The organism is Bacteroides sp. MSK.18.37 (assembly GCF_019129155.2).
In the GTDB taxonomy this organism is placed as follows: Bacteria; Bacteroidota; Bacteroidia; order Bacteroidales; family Bacteroidaceae; genus Bacteroides; species Bacteroides ovatus.
This window is the reverse complement of record NZ_JAHOIB020000001.1, coordinates 1046841-1063860: the sequence shown is the minus strand read 5'-3', so window position 1 is coordinate 1063860 and position 17020 is coordinate 1046841. Positions and strand designations below refer to the sequence as shown.

14 protein-coding genes are annotated in these 17020 nt (G+C 40.9%); 5 read left to right on the top strand and 9 right to left on the bottom strand.

Annotated elements, in window-relative coordinates; translation table 11 throughout:
- The first annotated feature begins 78 nt into the window (after positions 1–78).
- Entirely contained in the window at positions 79–1293 is a 1215-nt protein-coding gene (locus tag KSX81_RS04675) for an ATP-binding protein (protein WP_004321523.1), read from the top strand.
- An 80-nt stretch (positions 1294–1373) separates the two neighbouring features.
- Here KSX81_RS04675 and KSX81_RS04670 read toward each other — a convergent pair whose 3' ends face one another.
- Positions 1374–1628, bottom strand: coding sequence for a type B 50S ribosomal protein L31 (locus KSX81_RS04670; protein WP_004300906.1), 255 nt, complete (start codon positions 1626–1628; stop codon positions 1374–1376).
- A 467-nt stretch (positions 1629–2095) separates the two neighbouring features.
- Between KSX81_RS04670 and KSX81_RS04665 the strand changes: the two genes are divergently transcribed.
- Positions 2096–3100, top strand: a complete 1005-nt coding sequence (locus KSX81_RS04665; RefSeq protein ID WP_128857856.1) for a class II fructose-bisphosphate aldolase — start codon at positions 2096–2098, stop codon at positions 3098–3100.
- Positions 3101–3184: 84 nt separating this feature from the next.
- Here KSX81_RS04665 and KSX81_RS04660 read toward each other — a convergent pair whose 3' ends face one another.
- The 7 genes from KSX81_RS04660 to KSX81_RS04630 form a co-directional block, all read right to left on the bottom strand.
- Positions 3185–4525 (bottom strand): tetratricopeptide repeat protein, encoded by a 1341-nt coding sequence (locus KSX81_RS04660; protein ID WP_217725496.1) that lies wholly within the window; start codon positions 4523–4525, stop codon positions 3185–3187.
- A gap of 294 nt (positions 4526–4819) precedes the next feature.
- Positions 4820–5980: a sodium ion-translocating decarboxylase subunit beta gene (locus tag KSX81_RS04655; protein WP_004304407.1), complete on the bottom strand. Its 1161-nt coding sequence runs from the start codon at positions 5978–5980 to the stop codon at positions 4820–4822.
- A gap of 1 nt (position 5981) precedes the next feature.
- A complete protein-coding gene (locus tag KSX81_RS04650; RefSeq protein ID WP_004304406.1) occupies positions 5982–6413 on the bottom strand; it encodes an acetyl-CoA carboxylase biotin carboxyl carrier protein in 432 nt (143 codons plus the stop codon).
- Between the two features lie 24 nt (positions 6414–6437).
- Positions 6438–7358, bottom strand: a complete 921-nt coding sequence (locus KSX81_RS04645) for an OadG family transporter subunit (RefSeq protein WP_004304405.1) — start codon at positions 7356–7358, stop codon at positions 6438–6440.
- A gap of 31 nt (positions 7359–7389) precedes the next feature.
- Positions 7390–8943, bottom strand: a complete 1554-nt coding sequence (locus KSX81_RS04640; protein WP_004327014.1) for an acyl-CoA carboxylase subunit beta — start codon at positions 8941–8943, stop codon at positions 7390–7392.
- A gap of 28 nt (positions 8944–8971) precedes the next feature.
- On the bottom strand, positions 8972–9376 hold the full coding sequence (mce, locus tag KSX81_RS04635) for a methylmalonyl-CoA epimerase (RefSeq protein WP_004311398.1): 405 nt from the start codon (positions 9374–9376) through the stop codon (positions 8972–8974).
- Between the two features lie 175 nt (positions 9377–9551).
- Positions 9552–10550 (bottom strand): GNAT family N-acetyltransferase, encoded by a 999-nt coding sequence (locus KSX81_RS04630; RefSeq protein WP_217725497.1) that lies wholly within the window; start codon positions 10548–10550, stop codon positions 9552–9554.
- 239 nt (positions 10551–10789) lie between these two features.
- On the opposite strand from KSX81_RS04630, the gene KSX81_RS04625 reads away from it, so the two are divergent.
- The 3 genes from KSX81_RS04625 to KSX81_RS04615 all read left to right on the top strand — a co-directional run bounded on the left by KSX81_RS04625 (position 10790) and on the right by KSX81_RS04615 (position 16665).
- Positions 10790–13969: a SusC/RagA family TonB-linked outer membrane protein gene (locus KSX81_RS04625; protein ID WP_004321519.1), complete on the top strand. Its 3180-nt coding sequence runs from the start codon at positions 10790–10792 to the stop codon at positions 13967–13969.
- Between the two features lie 19 nt (positions 13970–13988).
- Positions 13989–16019: a RagB/SusD family nutrient uptake outer membrane protein gene (locus KSX81_RS04620; RefSeq protein WP_074638607.1), complete on the top strand. Its 2031-nt coding sequence runs from the start codon at positions 13989–13991 to the stop codon at positions 16017–16019.
- Positions 16020–16122: 103 nt separating this feature from the next.
- Positions 16123–16665: a beta-class carbonic anhydrase gene (locus tag KSX81_RS04615; protein ID WP_004321516.1), complete on the top strand. Its 543-nt coding sequence runs from the start codon at positions 16123–16125 to the stop codon at positions 16663–16665.
- Positions 16666–16753: 88 nt separating this feature from the next.
- Here the strand turns inward: KSX81_RS04615 and KSX81_RS04610 are convergent, their stop codons facing one another.
- Positions 16754–16978 carry a hypothetical protein gene (locus KSX81_RS04610; RefSeq protein WP_004321514.1) on the bottom strand — a complete coding sequence of 75 codons (225 nt, stop codon included), beginning with the start codon at positions 16976–16978 and terminating at the stop codon, positions 16754–16756.
- Positions 16979–17020 lie beyond the last annotated feature (42 nt).

Below are 17020 nucleotides of genomic sequence, written 5' to 3'. Positions count from 1 at the left end.
ATTTATTTAGGGTTATAACCCTAAAAACTTTCCGAAAATAGTATATCTTTGTGCTTATAACCCTAAAAACTTTTGAATATGATTAATCGTGAACAGTATATGGAACAAATTGTTCCTTTTATAGATAAGCCGTTTGTAAAAGTGATAACGGGTATTCGTCGCAGTGGAAAGTCGGTAGTGCTGCGTCTGATTCGTGACGAACTGTTGAGGAGGGGAGTTCGTGAAGAACGTATCATCTATCTGAATTTTGAAAGTTTTCAGTGGATAGATCTGAAAGAGGCGAAGGCTTTGTATGCTTATATTCGGGGGCAGGCAGGAGATGCGGGTAAATATTATATTCTCTTGGATGAAATTCAGGAAGTGGACGGTTGGGAAAAAGTGGTCAACTCACTTCTGGTAGATTTGGATACGGATATTTATGTGACCGGCTCCAACTCACGTATGTTATCGTCCGAACTGGCAACTTATTTAACGGGACGGTATGTCGCTTTCCATGTCATGACCTTGTCTTTTAGAGAATATCTGACTTTCCATGACTTGCAGGCCAATGATCCGACACTCAACCGGAAGGAGGAATTTCAGAAATATCTCCGTATGGGAGGATTTCCGGCCATACATACTGCCGATTATGGATATGAGGCTATCTATAAAATTGTCTACGACATCTATTCTTCTGTCATTCTTCGTGACACGGTGCAGCGTCACAATATCCGGAATGTGGAACTGCTCGAACGGGTAGTGAAGTTTGTTTTCGATAATATAGGCAATAAGCTGAATGCTAAAAATATAGCTGATTACTTCAAAAGTCAGCAACGGAGGGTGGATATGAATACCATCTATAATTATCTGAATGCATTGGAAAGTGCTTTTATCATTCAACGTATTCCCCGATATGATATTAAAGGAAAGGAAATTCTGCAGACGAATGAGAAGTATTTTGTAAGTGACCTTTCTTTGATTTATTCCGTGATGGGCTATCGTGACCGGTTGATTGCAGGTATGTTGGAGAATCTGGTCTGTCTGGAGTTGAAAAGAAGGGGTTATGAAGTGTATGTAGGCAAACAGGATGATAAAGAAGTGGATTTTGTAGCCATCCGTCGGGAAGAAAAGATTTATGTGCAAGTAACATATCAGTTAGCTTCACAGGCCACTGTTGAGAGGGAGTTTGCTCCTTTGCTCGCCATTAACGACCATTATCCTAAATATGTAGTTAGCATGGACAGCTTGTGGCAGGATAATGTGGAGGGTGTCAGGCATCGTCATATAGCCGATTTCTTGTTGGATGATGCTTGATGTTAAGGAATATAGAAAACGAAAAAGAGGAAATTCTCTGCGAGAATCTCCTCTTTTTTCATCTTTCACGAAAGATCGAATTATTTCTTCTTACGGTCACCGTAACGGCTCATGAACTTATCAACACGACCTGCAGTATCTACCAATGTAGATTTACCTGTATAGAACGGGTGAGAAGTGTTTGAGATTTCAATCTTCAGCAACGGATAAGTTTCACCTTCGAATTCGATGGTTTCTTTAGTTGCTACAGTTGATCTAGACAAAAACATGTCACCATTTGACATATCTTTAAATACTACCGGACGGTATGATTCTGGATGAAGGCCTTTTTTCATTTCAGTATCTGTTTTTTTAATTTATATTCTGTTACTATTTTGGTAAGAAATAGTGTAATGGTCATTTTCAGAGCGCAAAGATAATGCTTTTCTGTGAAATAGAAAAAGGTTTTATGGAAAAAACTTCGATAAAGGTAATCTGTTTTATAAAATAAGTATGTCATCATCATTGGTTTATACAACTATATAAGGCACAGACTACCTATATATCCTGCATATAACAGGATTTTTCTCTTAATTCATATATAAATGACTGCGTGGATACAAGCAATACGCGTTACTGTCTTTTATCCGTTTATTTGCAAGGTAGACATTACAATCTAATGTCACACTCATATTCCTGCAGAAAAATGGTGTCTGATTTAAACCTTTTTCTACTATATTTTTCTTTCCGATGTTCGTTATTCGATGGATAATGCTTACTTTTGCGTAGAATTTTTATTCACTAACAATAAACTTTAAACAAAATGGTAAATTACAAAGATTTAGGATTGGTAAACACAAGAGAAATGTTTGCTAAGGCTATCAAAGGTGGATATGCTATCCCAGCATTCAACTTCAACAATATGGAACAAATGCAGGCTATCATCAAGGCTGCTGTTGAAACTAAATCTCCTGTGATTCTTCAGGTTTCTAAAGGTGCTCGTCAGTATGCTAACGCTACTTTGTTGCGTTACATGGCACAGGGTGCTGTAGAATATGCTAAAGAATTAGGCTGCGCACATCCGGAAATCGTTCTTCATCTTGACCACGGAGATACATTCGAAACTTGCAAATCTTGTATCGATTCAGGTTTCTCTTCAGTGATGATTGACGGTTCTCATCTTCCTTACGAAGAAAACGTAGCATTGACTAAGAAAGTTGTTGAATACGCTCACCAGTTCGACGTAACTGTAGAAGGTGAACTTGGCGTATTGGCTGGTGTAGAAGATGAAGTTTCTGCTGACCACCACACATATACTGACCCTGAAGAAGTAATCGACTTCGCTACTCGCACTGGTTGCGACTCTTTGGCTATCTCAATCGGTACTTCTCACGGTGCTTACAAGTTTACTCCGGAACAATGCCACATCGACCCGAAGACTGGCCGTATGGTTCCTCCTCCATTGGCTTTCGAAGTATTGGACGCTGTAATGGAAAAACTTCCGGGATTCCCTATCGTTCTTCACGGATCATCTTCAGTTCCGGAAGAAGAAGTGGAAACTATCAACAAATATGGTGGTGCACTGAAAGCTGCTATCGGCATTCCGGAAGAAGAATTGCGTAAAGCTGCTAAGTCTGCTGTTTGCAAAATCAACATCGACTCTGACTCACGTCTGGCTATGACTGCTGCTATACGTAAGGTATTCGCTGAAAAACCGGCTGAATTCGACCCACGTAAGTATCTTGGCCCGGCTCGTGACAATATGGAAAAACTGTACAAGCACAAAATTCTGAATGTGCTCGGTTCTGACAACAAATTGGCACAGTAATAATCTCCGGATTATTCCATAAATAAAAGAAAGGCTGCTACCGATAAACCGGTAGCAGCCTTTTAGTTGCTTTATAGTTCTTATCTATTTATCTTTCTTTGGGAGAGGAAGTTGTGGAGAGGAATTTTGAAAGAAGTCTTCTATCTTTTGTTTACTTTGAATATCTTTCAGCCACTTGGCGGCGGCATTGTAATAATTGGATTTTCCTAAAACAAGTTCGCCTCTCTCGTTCATCTCCGCTTCTTCTTTAGTGTCTTTAGGACGTGTTTTTAGGAATGCTTCCAAATAGCGTTCCGCATTTTTCTTATCTTTCAAGTCATAGAAGTATATATAGGCCATGTCATACAATAGTTTGTGGTTTTGTTTGTCATACCGCTGGTAGCGTTCTTTGATGGATGCAATCTGTTCTTTGTACATTTGTGCCATCTTGTAACAGTCGGTCATCCCGATGTAAAGTCGAGTCATACTGCTATCTTTGGGAATGGATAGATCAATGGCTTTTTCCAGATAGTCTACGCCCTCTTTTTTCCAGGAAGTTTTGGAACAGGCGCGACCGAGGTAATAAAGGAGATTGATATTGTTGGGATCATATTTACGGGCGACTTCCAAAAAATCATGAGCTTCGTAGTACTTCTCTGCTGCATAGTAACTGATGCCTAAATAATAACAAGTATGAAAAGAACTGTCTCCTTGGCTGACAAGATATTCATAACGTTGGATGGCAGTGGGGTAGTCTTGTTTCAAGCAGTATGCTAAAGCGTTCTGCCGGTTGACGGAAATGTTGGTACTGTCAATTTGCCGATATTTTTCTGTAGCTTCGATGGCTTCGTCGAAATAGGAACCGGATATATTTAGAGCGCCTAGTTTGCTGGCAGCCAGATAATCGTCGGGATATTTAGCCTGGATATTGTAATAGCAACCTGCAGCGGGAAGAAGTTCGCCCATTCCTTCAAAGCTTTGAGCTTGTAGATGCAGGACAATGGCGGAACTGTCTTTTTCTGTCATCAGACTACTTTCACCAAGCGCCTCGCTAAACTTCTGTTGGGAGAGAAGCAAGCTGATATATTGAATACGTACATATTTGTTTTCCGGATTCAGATCAAGTGCATGTTCATAATATTTTAGTGCTTGATTGTATTTAGCTAGTGCTCGGCAACATTCGGCCGCTTCAATGAAAGCACGAGTATTTGTAGTATCATTACAGATAATTTCTTGATAGGTAGCAAGTGCCTCTGTGGTGAGTCCTAGTCCACGCAACGCTTTGCCTTTCTGTAATAGCAGGGGAGAGGTAGTCTTTTTTTGAGCTATAAGAGAAAGAGCCGTCTCATAATCGTAGTTTGCCATAGCTTCTTGAATAGGGTCTGTGTGTTGCGCTATTAGAGGAATGGTACAACAAAGAAAGAACAGAATGATAATCCGTTTCATAATATTTTATTTTAGTTGTTTGACTTATCTGCTGCAAGTTACTAAAAATATTATATTTACGAATTATTCGTAGATTATTTTGGATAGATTAACGGAATGATAAGAGAAGGTAACACAACAGTGCGCAATACAATACATGGGGCATGGTAGCTACAGTCTTTTTTACAGCAAGTCCTTATAATGAAAAATCACCTTTACTACTATAATGTAGCAAAGGTGATTTTTATAAATTCAAGGCTTTTAGGATAGTCTTATTTTTTATTTTAAGAACTGTTCAAACAGCCTCCTTATATCTTACATCAAGAATCCGAGCAGGATACCGGCAGCAACAGCTGAACCGATCACTCCGGCAACGTTCGGACCCATAGCGTGCATCAACAAATAGTTGGTCGAATCGTATTCCAAACCAATCACTTGTGAGATACGTGCAGAGTCGGGGACAGCAGAAACCCCTGCATTACCGATCAATGGATTGATCTTGTTGCCCTTCTTCAAGAAGATATTGAATATCTTAACGAAGATTACACCGGATGCAGTTGCAATGATGAATGACAATGCACCGAGGGCGAAAATCTTGATAGAATCGAGCGTCAGGAATTCGGAAGCTTGCGTAGAAGCACCTACTGTCAGACCCAACAGGATAGTGATAGTATCAATCAACGGACCGCTAGCTGTATTGGCAAGACGACGGGTTACACCACTTTCTTTCAACAGGTTACCGAAGAACAGCATACCCAACAAAGGTAGACCGGAAGGAACCAGGAAGCAGGTCAGCAACAAGCCGATAATCGGGAAAATAACCTTCTCCGTGTGAGAAACGGCACGCGGCGGTTTCATGCGGATGACACGTTCGTTCTTGGTGGTGAGCAGACGCATGATAGGCGGCTGTATCACCGGAACCAACGCCATATAGGAGTAGGCGGACACTGCAATGGCTCCCATCAGGTTAGGTGCTAGCTTGGAGGAAAGGAAGATGGCCGTCGGGCCGTCTGCTCCACCAATGATACCGATAGCGCCGGCTTGCATCGGGTCGAAGCCCATTTCCAATGCGATCATGTAAGCACCGAAGATACCGAATTGTGCAGCAGCACCGATCAACATCAATTTCGGATTAGAGATAAGTGCCGAGAAGTCCGTCATGGCGCCGATGCCCAAAAAGATGAGCGGCGGATACCAGCCGGAAGTTACTCCCTGATACAATATATTCAATACGGAACCTTCTTCATAAATACCGACTTTCAGTCCGGCATCCATATTAAAAGGTATATTACCGATCAGCATACCGAAGCCGATAGGAATCAGCAGCATCGGTTCGAACTCTTTGGCTACCGCCAAATAGATGAACCCCAAACCCACAAGAATCATAACGACATGCCCTACAGTAGCATTTGCAAAGCCCGTGTATGTCCAGAAGTCGGCGAGGTTATTTCCTAAAAAGTTTATAAAATCTCCCATATTATTCAATAATTACGAGGTCATTACCTTCAAGAACAGAGTCTCCCTTGTTGACGTTGATGGCAGTAATCTTACCGTCCTTATCCGCATTGATATTGTTTTCCATCTTCATGGCTTCCAATATGATAATGGTCTGTCCTTTCTTTACAGTATCGCCTACATTCACTTTGATGTCGAGGATAACACCCGGCAGCGGAGATTTCACTCCTGATTTTCCGGTAGACGGAGCAGTCGGTTTCACTACCTGAGTAGGAGCAGTAGGAGCATTAGGCATAGGACGTACTGTTACAGGTTTGGCAGCAGGCTTCGGCTGTTTCTCCATTTCCACTTTATAGTGTGTACCGTTCACTTCTACATGAGCGATATTATCTTCAATATCTCCGATGGTTACTTTATATGAGTTACCGTTGATTTTATATTTATATTCTTTCATCGTTTTAACTTTTTAAAAGGTGACTTACTTTCTGGGAGGAGTTTCACGCAAAGTGTAAATCTTCGAACTCCATGGTGAGTAACTGCGTTTTACGCGAGTGATGGTCAGTACCGTTTCTTCTACGTCGTGCACTTCATCCTGCATTTCGTGCAATGCCATAGAAATCGCAGCGTAAACTTCGCCCGGAGCCTGTGACAGTTCCTTAGCTTCATGCTTGTCAATGCCTTTAGATTTCATAGCATTGCGCTTGCTCAAATTTACAGCTACTTTTCCTACAATCTTGAAGGCAATAAAGAGAAGAATCAATCCGCAGAATACTACACTCATGGCAGAGATAGACATGCCGACACCGTCAGCATCATGCTCTTCGAATTTTTCCATCTTGGCATTGCTGTCAAGAGTTTTGTTGTTCGTACTCGGGGTCACGTATTTGTCACCACTTCCACCTTTTACCTCCCACTCCGCTGCTCCGTCGCTGACACGAGCGTATGACTGGTTGGGACCAAGAACACCTGCGGGCACTACAATCTGGTCGAGCAGCTTTCTACCGGAGTCAAACAGACCGATCCAGTTGGCCGTTTCCGGATTCAGCTTGAAGCTGGTGTGGAAAGTACCGCGGTTAGGTTCGCCATCTGCCCAGAATAGTGCATGTTGACGTGGCTTCACTAATGTAAGTATATCACCTTTCGGGATAAAGTAAGTAACTGTATCGCCCGGTTGGCTGCTTACTTTCAACAAGCAAGCTGCCAGGTCGGCGCTACCGAATGATTTATTGAATATTTCAATCCATGCGCTGTGCAATCCGTAGTCATCTTGAAAATTATTCTGATTGTCTATCAGGATTTCGTTCAGTACCAGCTTGTTGTTCGACTTTTGCTCTCCACAAGAAGTCAGCCCAATCAGCAACAGCAAAGAAAGGAATATTCCGATTTTGGTTTTGTTCATAATCGTTCTTGTTTTAATGTGAAAAGTAGGATTACAACGGAATATTACCATGCTTCTTAGCCGGATTACTCAATTTCTTAGTCTGCAACTGCTGCAAAGCACGGATTACGCGGAAACGTGTGTTGCGTGGTTCAATCACATCGTCGATGTAGCCGTATTTGGCTGCATTGTAAGGATTGGCAAACAGTTTCGTGTATTCTGCTTCTTTTTCAGCAAGGAATTGAGCGGGATTTTCCTGATCTTTGGCTTCGCGTGCGTACAATACTTCTACTGCTCCTGCTCCACCCATTACTGCGATTTCAGCAGTCGGCCATGCGTAGTTCATGTCACCGCGAAGTTGCTTACAGCTCATTACGATGTGAGAACCACCGTAAGATTTACGCAATGTGATAGTAACCTTAGGCACAGTAGCTTCACCGTAAGCATACAATAGCTTAGCACCATGAAGGATAACGCCGTTGTATTCCTGACCTGTTCCCGGAAGGAATCCCGGTACGTCTACTAACGATACGATAGGAATATTGAATGCATCGCAGAAACGCACGAAACGTGCACCCTTGCGAGATGCGTTGCTGTCGAGCACACCAGCCAGATACTTAGGCTGATTAGCAACGATACCTACCGATTGTCCGTTGAAACGGGCGAAACCGATGATGATATTCTTTGCATAATCTTTCTGGATTTCAAGGAATTCACCGTTGTCCACAATAGCGCCGATCACTTCGTACATGTCATACGGTTTAGTAGGGCTGTCGGGGATAATATCGTTCAAAGAATCTTCCAGACGGTCGATTGGGTCTGTGCAATCTACATAAGGAGCTTCTTCGAGGTTGTTTTGAGGAATATAACTCAACAGTTTACGAATCAGCTCGAAACCTTCTTCTTCTGTTTTAGCGGTGAAATGAGTCACACCTGATTTAGTGGAGTGAACGCTTGCGCCACCGAGGTTTTCCTGGCTAACGTCTTCACCTGTTACGGTCTTCACAACTTTTGGTCCGGTAAGGAACATATAAGAAGTACCTTCCATCATTAGCGTGAAGTCGGTCAGAGCCGGAGAATAAACAGCACCGCCGGCACAAGGACCGAAGATACCTGAAATCTGTGGGATAACACCGGAAGCAAGGATATTGCGTTGGAAGATTTCTGCATAACCTGCCAAAGCGTTGATACCTTCCTGAATACGTGCACCACCCGAGTCGTTGATACCGATACAGGGAGCGCCCATCTTCATAGCTTGATCCATGATTTTACAAATTTTCAATGACATCGTTTCTGACAGTGAACCGGCAGAAACAGTGAAGTCCTGTGCGAACACATATACCAGACGTCCTTCGATCGTACCGCAGCCGGTTACTACACCGTCTCCCGGGTAATGTTTTTTCTCCATGCCGAAGTTCGTGCATCTGTGCTCAACGAACATGTCCATTTCTTCGAAGCTACCCTCGTCAAGCAGCATAGCCAGACGCTCGCGTGCTGTGTATTTCCCTTTTTCGTGTTGCTTCGCAATTGCTTTTTCACCGCCTCCGATACGTGCTACGGCACGGCGTTCAATAAGCTCTTTAATTTTTTCAAGTTGATTACTCATGAGTTCTTGTTGGTTTTAGAGTTTATGATTAATGTTCGCAGAGTTCTGTTAACACACCCAAAGTTGATTTCGGGTGAAGGAAAGCGATATTCAAACCTTCAGCACCTTTGCGGGGAGCTTTGTCGATAAGGCGGATTTCTTTGCCTTCTGCCTCTGCCAGCGCATTGGCTACGCCATCTTCTACAGCAAATGCGACGTGGTGAACGCCTGCACCTTTGTTTTCAATGAATTTGGCAATAGTACTCTCCGGGCAAGTAGGCTCCAACAGTTCAATTTTTGTTTCGCCCACTTTTAAAAAAGCAGTTCTTACTTTCTGATCTTCCACTGTTTCAATGTTGTAACACTTCAGACCTAATACATTTTCGTAGTAAGGAAGGGCTTCTTCGATGCTTTTTACAGCAATGCCCAGATGTTCAATGTGTGAAATCTTCATAACTATACTTTTTTTATTTGGTTTTAAATCTGTGCTTATAAGGCATAAAACAGCACAAAGAAAGACATTTCTTATCTAATAAAGAAATATTTCTGCATTTAATTATTGGATTATTAAACAGAAAAAATGGTGGGAAAGGAGCATAAAACATTGTTTTGTAATCTTGAGATTACATTTAGACATAAAACTTGACTAAGAGTTTGTTCAGCCAACTCCAATTGACGCGGAACCAACGGCGGGTACTGCTTTGTTTTCCTCCGAAGCGAAGAACGAAATCACGATAACCGTGTTTACGGAACGGAAGTCCTACATCCATAAATTCCATGTGGCGGAATCCCCGTTGGTGTGCGTCTTCCAATGCTTTCCAAACGGCTAGCACACCCGGATATTGAAGTGCGTATGTCTTTCTCATTCCTCCCGAAAACCAAAGGTATGCGTCGTCTCCCGAATAGATACAGACAGAACCGCCAATGATTTTCTCTTTGTATTTCACAACGAATATTTTTGCCTGTTGTCCTTTGATTAACATATTGTTCATGTGGCGGAAAAAATCGTTGGCCGGGAAATATCTGCGTATGCGGGAGGAATAAATCTTGTGCAGCATCCGTGAGAAATCGTGTATCTCTTCCACGGTATGTGCTTCCTCTACTCTGGCTCCATTCTTGAGTCCTTTTTTTATCTGACGCATACGCGACGGACTGAACCGGTCTTCTGTCTTTTCCATACTGTGCAGCGAATTGCGTACCCGCAACCAGTTGACTGGGAAATAATCGTTGGTACGGAAAACCCGATAACCGAACATCGAATTGTTCAGGTTCCGGAATTCGATCAGGACACAGCTGCGCGATGCTTCTTGTGTGAGATGTTCGAGCATATCGCCGAAGACTTCTTCTGCCTTTTCTTTGTTGGTCGAAAGAGACTCGTCCAGAAATTCGCCTTCACTATATACTACACAATGTCTCACTAAAGAAGAAGGGAGCCACTTCTTTGCTTTGCGGATGGCAGCAAGCAGGCGTGCCACCGGTCTGCCGTCTTCTGTTGCCACTATTAATAAAGGAGTATACCCAGGAGTTGCTTCATAAATCAGAAATAACTCTTTGGAATGGAAGGTATTTTTTCCCGGCAATTCAGGAATATCCTTCCCATGATAATATGTTGTTAGTTTCAGTGGCATCTAGGTACAAATTTACACTTTTTATTCTTTATTCAACAACAAAATAAAGAATTTGTTGGAGCTGCTTGAAGTAAAGTATAATATATAGTTGCGTATTTAATGGAGAAAATATATTTTATAGGAGAAATATGGTATGAAAAGTGAGTACGTATTAAAATTAGATTCGTCTTTAATTAAGATTATAATCGAATAGTTTTTGCAAAACAACGAGAATTAATATTAACTTTAAATTAGAACGAATGAGATGTAATGCATTTGTTGAAGCATGGAAGAATCATCATAGACGCGCTTCCATGATTTTAGGGCTGTCTTTATTGTCTGCCCCTCTGTCATATTCTGTGTATGCAGAAGATGGAGTTTCTAATACTATGGTGCAAGTTGTCACACAAACGAAAACTGTGAAAGGAACTATCATTGATGAAAGCGGGGAGCCGTTGATTGGGGTTTCTATCGTTGTGAAAGGAACAAGTACAGGTACGATTACCGATTTTAACGGTAACTTCTCTATCAATCTTCCGGCGGGAAGAAAAGAACTGGTCATTTCTTATATCGGTTACAAAGAACAAACGGTGACTGTGACGGGTAACGGACCGGTCAATGTGAAAATGATTTCGGATACGCAGGCATTGGATGAAGTGGTGGTCATTGGCTACGGTGCAGTGAAGAAACGTGATTTAACAGGGGCGGTTGCTTCAGTGAAATCGGAAGACATTACGATGAATCCGGGCACAAACCCGATGGAAGCGTTGCAGGGTAAAGTAGCGGGATTGGATATTACGAGAGAATCGGGTCAAGCGGGTTCAGGAGTGAAAATGCAATTGCGCGGTAACCGTTCATTGACAGCAAGTGGTAATCCTATGTTTATTATTGACGGGATGCCGGGTGACTATGCGACACTGAATCCGAATGATATTGAATCTATTGAAGTGTTGAAAGATGCTTCTTCTACGGCTGTTTATGGTTCTTCCGGTGCCAATGGTGTTGTAATCATTACTACCAAAGGCGGAAAAGAAGGAAAATTGACTGCTAATTTTAATGCTTTTTTTGGTATAAACAGCTGGTCTACAATGCCGGAAGTCCGCCAAGGAGAAACCTACATGGAGGGCTTGCGTACAGCTCACAAAAATGCGGGTACTTATGTGGATGATGCCAATATGTTTACTAACCCTGCTTATTATGAAGCTTATCAAAACGGGAAATACATTGACTGGGTAGATGAATTGCTGCATACGGGGACTGTTCAGAATTATAGTTTGTCGGTTTCAGGAGGTACAAAAAATACAAAGGCCTATATGTCTATGAATTTCTCCGATGAAAACGGACAATACAACGATGATAATTATAAATTGTATTCAACAAATATTCGCATCGATCACACAATCAATAAATGGTTTACTACAGGAATTAGTATTCAGGCATCTTATGTGCATCAGAATAAGCCTTTTGCAAAGATTCAAGATGGTATGACGGCTATTCCTTATGGTGAAATCTATGACGAGAATGGCAATGTTAATCCTTATCCGATTGAAGGGGATGCCGGCTATTTGAATCTTTTGATGAATAATAAAAGTAATTGGAGAAACCAATCCCAGAATACAAAACTGTATGTGAATCCTTATATTAAAATAACTCCGATTAAAGGATTGACATGGGAGTCACGCGTGAATGGGACGTTGACTTATTCCCGTTCGAATAGTTTCCAGGGAGATGGCTCGTACAACTTTTATAAAGCGGGAGGAAATGTAGAGACAGATACAAATGCCAAGATTACTCAAAACAGATCATATAATTATAAGTGGGAAAATATCGTAACTTACAACTTTAATATTGCTAAGATACATGAATTTACGCTTACTGGTGTGTCTACCTGGAATCATAACCAGACGGATAACACGGAAATGACAGGAACAGGTATTGCTAACAATAAATATTTGTGGGAAGGATTGGAAAAAGCTGCCGTTCAGAAAAATTCATCCAGTTATACCATGTCTAAAGGAGTCGGATTAGTAGGACGTATCAACTACTCTTTATTGGGTAGGTATTTGCTTTCTGCTTCTATTCGTCGGGATGGTTCTTCACGTTTGGCTAAAGATCATAAATGGTCTAATTTCCCGGCTGTTTCATTGGGATGGCGTATTTCTGACGAGAAGTTTATGGAAAGTACAAGAAACTGGTTGGATAATTTAAAAATTCGTGTGGGTTACGGTATTTCTGGTACGGCCAGTATTGATCCTTATTCTTCCTCTTCTTCTCTGGAGTCCGGATGGTTGACATTAGGTGGTGAAAAAACGCAGATTTATAATCTCACTAAAATAATAGCTAATCCGGAACTGACATGGGAACGTTCAAAGAACACCAATATCGGTATTGATGCTTCTTTCCTGAATAATCGTATCAATGTAACATTGGATATGTATAAGACTAAGACGGAAGGTGTGATATGGAAAAAATCATTACCTGTAGTGAACGGTTCCTATAGTTCTAAAGAGCAATATCTGACCAATATAAACTTGTGTGAAACTAAAAATAAAGGTCTTGAGCTTGCTTTGAATACCCGCAACATTGAAACTAAAAATTTTCAATGGACATCGGCTCTGACTTTTGCATATAATAAGGAAGAGATTACGAAACTGACCGGAACTGCTAATGATAAAGTAATCAATGGCGATTATACGTATGCGGTAGGTAGTGCAATCAACTCTTTTTATCACTACAAATTGGATGGTATCTGGCAGAAAGGTGAAGAAGCTGATGCTGCTGTGTTTGGACTGAAGCCGGGATCTATAAAGATTAATGTGCCTGATATGGTGCGGCATACGGATACGGACGGTAGTGTCTACTATACGAAGGTGAATGCTGACGGACAGGAAATCCGTTATGATGCTTCTAATACATATTCTGTGTCTGCTGATGATTATCAAGTATTGGGACATAACTCTCCGGATTGGACAATGGGTTTCCAGAATACTTTGACATATAAAGATTTTGATTTAAGTATTTATATGTATATGCGTTGGGGACAGATGATTAAATATTCTGTATTGACGGATTATGACCCGACAGGGTTGAACAACTATCCTACTTATTTCAATGTATGGTCTGAAACAAATCCTTCGAACGATTTTCCAGCCATGGATGCTTCTATCAAGGATAAGTTGAGCTATTATCCAGGCTTTGCAGCGTTGTCGTATGTAGATGGATCATTCTTTAAAATAAAGAATATAACATTGGGATATACTATGCCTGATAAATTGGCTAAAAAATTGGGATTGGGCAAGCTCCGTGTGTATGGAACGATTACTAATCCATTCGTTATTGCAAAAAGTCATTTGTTGAAGGATTATGATCCGGAAATGAATGGTGGTTTGAACTATCCATTGACAAAACAGTTAGTCTTTGGTCTTAATCTTTCATTTTAATTCTCTAAACTGATAAATAATGAAGAAATTAGTATATAATGTGGCCTTAGCATTGTGTGCGATGGTTACTATCAATTCATGTTCATTGGATGAATATAATCCAATGGAAGTTACCGGCGAAGAAACGTTGGCTACGTTTGACGGGTGGTACGGAATGCAAACCCAGTGTTATAACCCTATTTATAGTCAACTGTATACTGTGACAGACTTTTTATCTGTTGCAGAGGTTGGTACGGATACGTGGTTGACGGCAAATAATAATGATAACTCGAAAGAACTCTTTTATTATGAATCTCTGACGCCGAGTAAAGATAAGGCATGGGATAAATTATTTATGCAGGCGTATACTGCTTTGGGGATATGTAATACCGTTATAAACCGTGCGGAAAGTGTAGAAGGAAATGCGGATGATATTCGTGTGTTAACAGCCGAAGCACGTTGTTTGCGTGGTTTTTATCATTTGATATTGACTACATATTTTGGTCCGATCACTCTTTGTATGAATGAAGCGGGAAATAATATTGTGTTGGAACCTAAACGTAATACGTTATCTGAAATTTATTCATACATCATTGATGATTTGAAATATGCTGCAGATAATCTGAATACAACTCCTTACGGTAATAATCGTGCCCGTGTTTCAAAAAAATCGGCTATGGGACTTTTGGCTCGTGCCTACATACAAGGAGCCGGCCAGGGGTTGAGTGAGAATGGTGTTTCTTACTGGCAAAGAGCGGCAGATGTTGCAGAAAGCTTTATTGCGGATACAGAAGCTGGCGGAGGTACTTATGGAGGTTATCTTTATAAAGATATATCGGATATGTGGGCTGATGGCAATAACCGTACTAATAAAGAAGCGCTTTTTGTTGCAGCAGGTTGTGATGCCGGTGATGATGACGCATGGGATTATTCGAATGCGGGATATAATAAATTGTTTACGTATACTTACTGGAATCAGACGAACCTGTCGGATATTAGTAAGATTACATCTGACAAACAGAACTATTTTTATGGACGTACCAACAATGGCAACTGCGCACCATCTAAATATTTGCTGGACTGCTTTGAACCAACTTGGGATAAACGTTGGGAGAATTCATTCCAGACTGCTTTCGGGGCATTTTCTATGGAAAAAGTGGCATGGATTCCGTATACTAAGAATATAGTGACTTTGACTAGCGATTTATGTCAGAAGTATGGTATTGATGCTTCTCATGTAGGTGAAAAAATTTATCCGTATGTTGATTGTGATGGCAAAACGATGTCTCATGGAGGAAATCAGTATACAGCGTCTGTGTGGCCCAAAGGGGTAACTACAGGAGATATATCAACATTGACGACTCCTAAAAAAGTATATGTAATAGATTATCCATTGCCTGCGGATGATAATCGTTTCTTCCTCTATTTATCCAAAGAACCTTTGTCGGCGGAAGACAAGAAAGACCGTGTTTATGCATGTGTGAATATAGATGATTTGTTTGATGCAAATGGCAATTACGTGAAAACACAGAATGATATGCCTGGCAGTTATGATCGTACTTCAAAAGTATATGCAACATACCCATGTTTGAATAAGTTTATCTGGAGTTATGAAGGAGTATATTATGGAAGTAACTTGCAAATCCGTAATGGTGATATTTTTGTGATGCGTATGGCAGAAGTTTATTTGATTGCTGCCGAGGCTGAACAACATTTGGGTAATGGAACAAAAGCTGCAGGATATTTGAACACGCTTCGTGCCCGTGCGGCTCGTTCCGGAGTTTTGGAGTCGTCTTATAAGCTGACTACTGTCACCGAAGAAGATATCTACGATGAATATGCACGTGAACTTTGTGGAGAACATTCACGTTGGGCATTGTTGCAGCGTCATCAAGCATTCTCAACTCGTTTGGCGAAATATAACAAACGTGCTGCTTCCAGTTTTAAATCTTATAATATATGGCGTCCTATATCACAAACATTCCTTCAACAGATTGATAATGCTGAAGAATATGGAGACAATGGATATGGTACAACAGCTAAGTCTGGTCTGGACGGATTTTTACAATAACAATATAGATTAAATTTTAAATTAAGAGGGGATATGTCGTGATGATATGTCCCTTTTTTCTATATCTTTGTGTAATCGAACAGAACTTTTAAAAAGCGGAACTATGTTAGAAGAAATTTTAGCTTACAACAAGCAATTTGTTGAGAACAAGGGATACGAATCGTATATTACCAATAAATATCCCGATAAGAAAATAGCTATTCTTTCCTGTATGGATACCCGACTGACTGCTTTGCTGCCAGCAGCATTAGGAATTAAGAATGGCGATGTGAAAATGATAAAAAATGCAGGTGGCGTTATTTCCCATCCTTTCGGTAGCGTGATACGTAGTTTGCTTGTTGCTATTTTTGAGTTGGGGGTAGAGGAAATAATGGTGATTGCTCATTCTGATTGTGGAGCTTGCCATATGCATAGTGAAGAAATGCTCGAAAAAATGAAAGCACGCGGAATCAATCCGGATTATATTGACATGATGCGTTTCTGCGGAGTTGACTTTCATTCGTGGCTGGATGGTTTCGAAGATACGGAAAAGTCGGTGAGAGGAACAGTCGATTTTATTGTACGCCATCCTTTGATCCCTTCAGATGTGACAGTCTACGGATTTATTATTGATTCTACGACCGGGGAATTAACGCGGATTGTATAGATAATTAGATAGATAGGTAAATAGATAAACAGCTTTTTTAATCCCCTAAATATAGTGACGCTATCCTATCATGATAGTGACGCCATTCTTATTGTATAGTGTCGCTATGTCTGGAGGATAGTGACGTTATTTTGAAGACAAAAAAATAAGGCAGCTTTTTGTCGGCTGCCTTTATCTTTCTGCGGTTATATACTTTCTTTGACTGGTGCACTCGTTTGTGACAAATAGGGTGTCCGTACATCTCAATTTCTGCCTCACGGCTAGCTTTACGATTCGCTTTAACGTAATCGTCTTGTGTAATTCGCTTTTTCATAATGAAATTATTTCTCTGTGCAAAGATACAATATATTCTTCA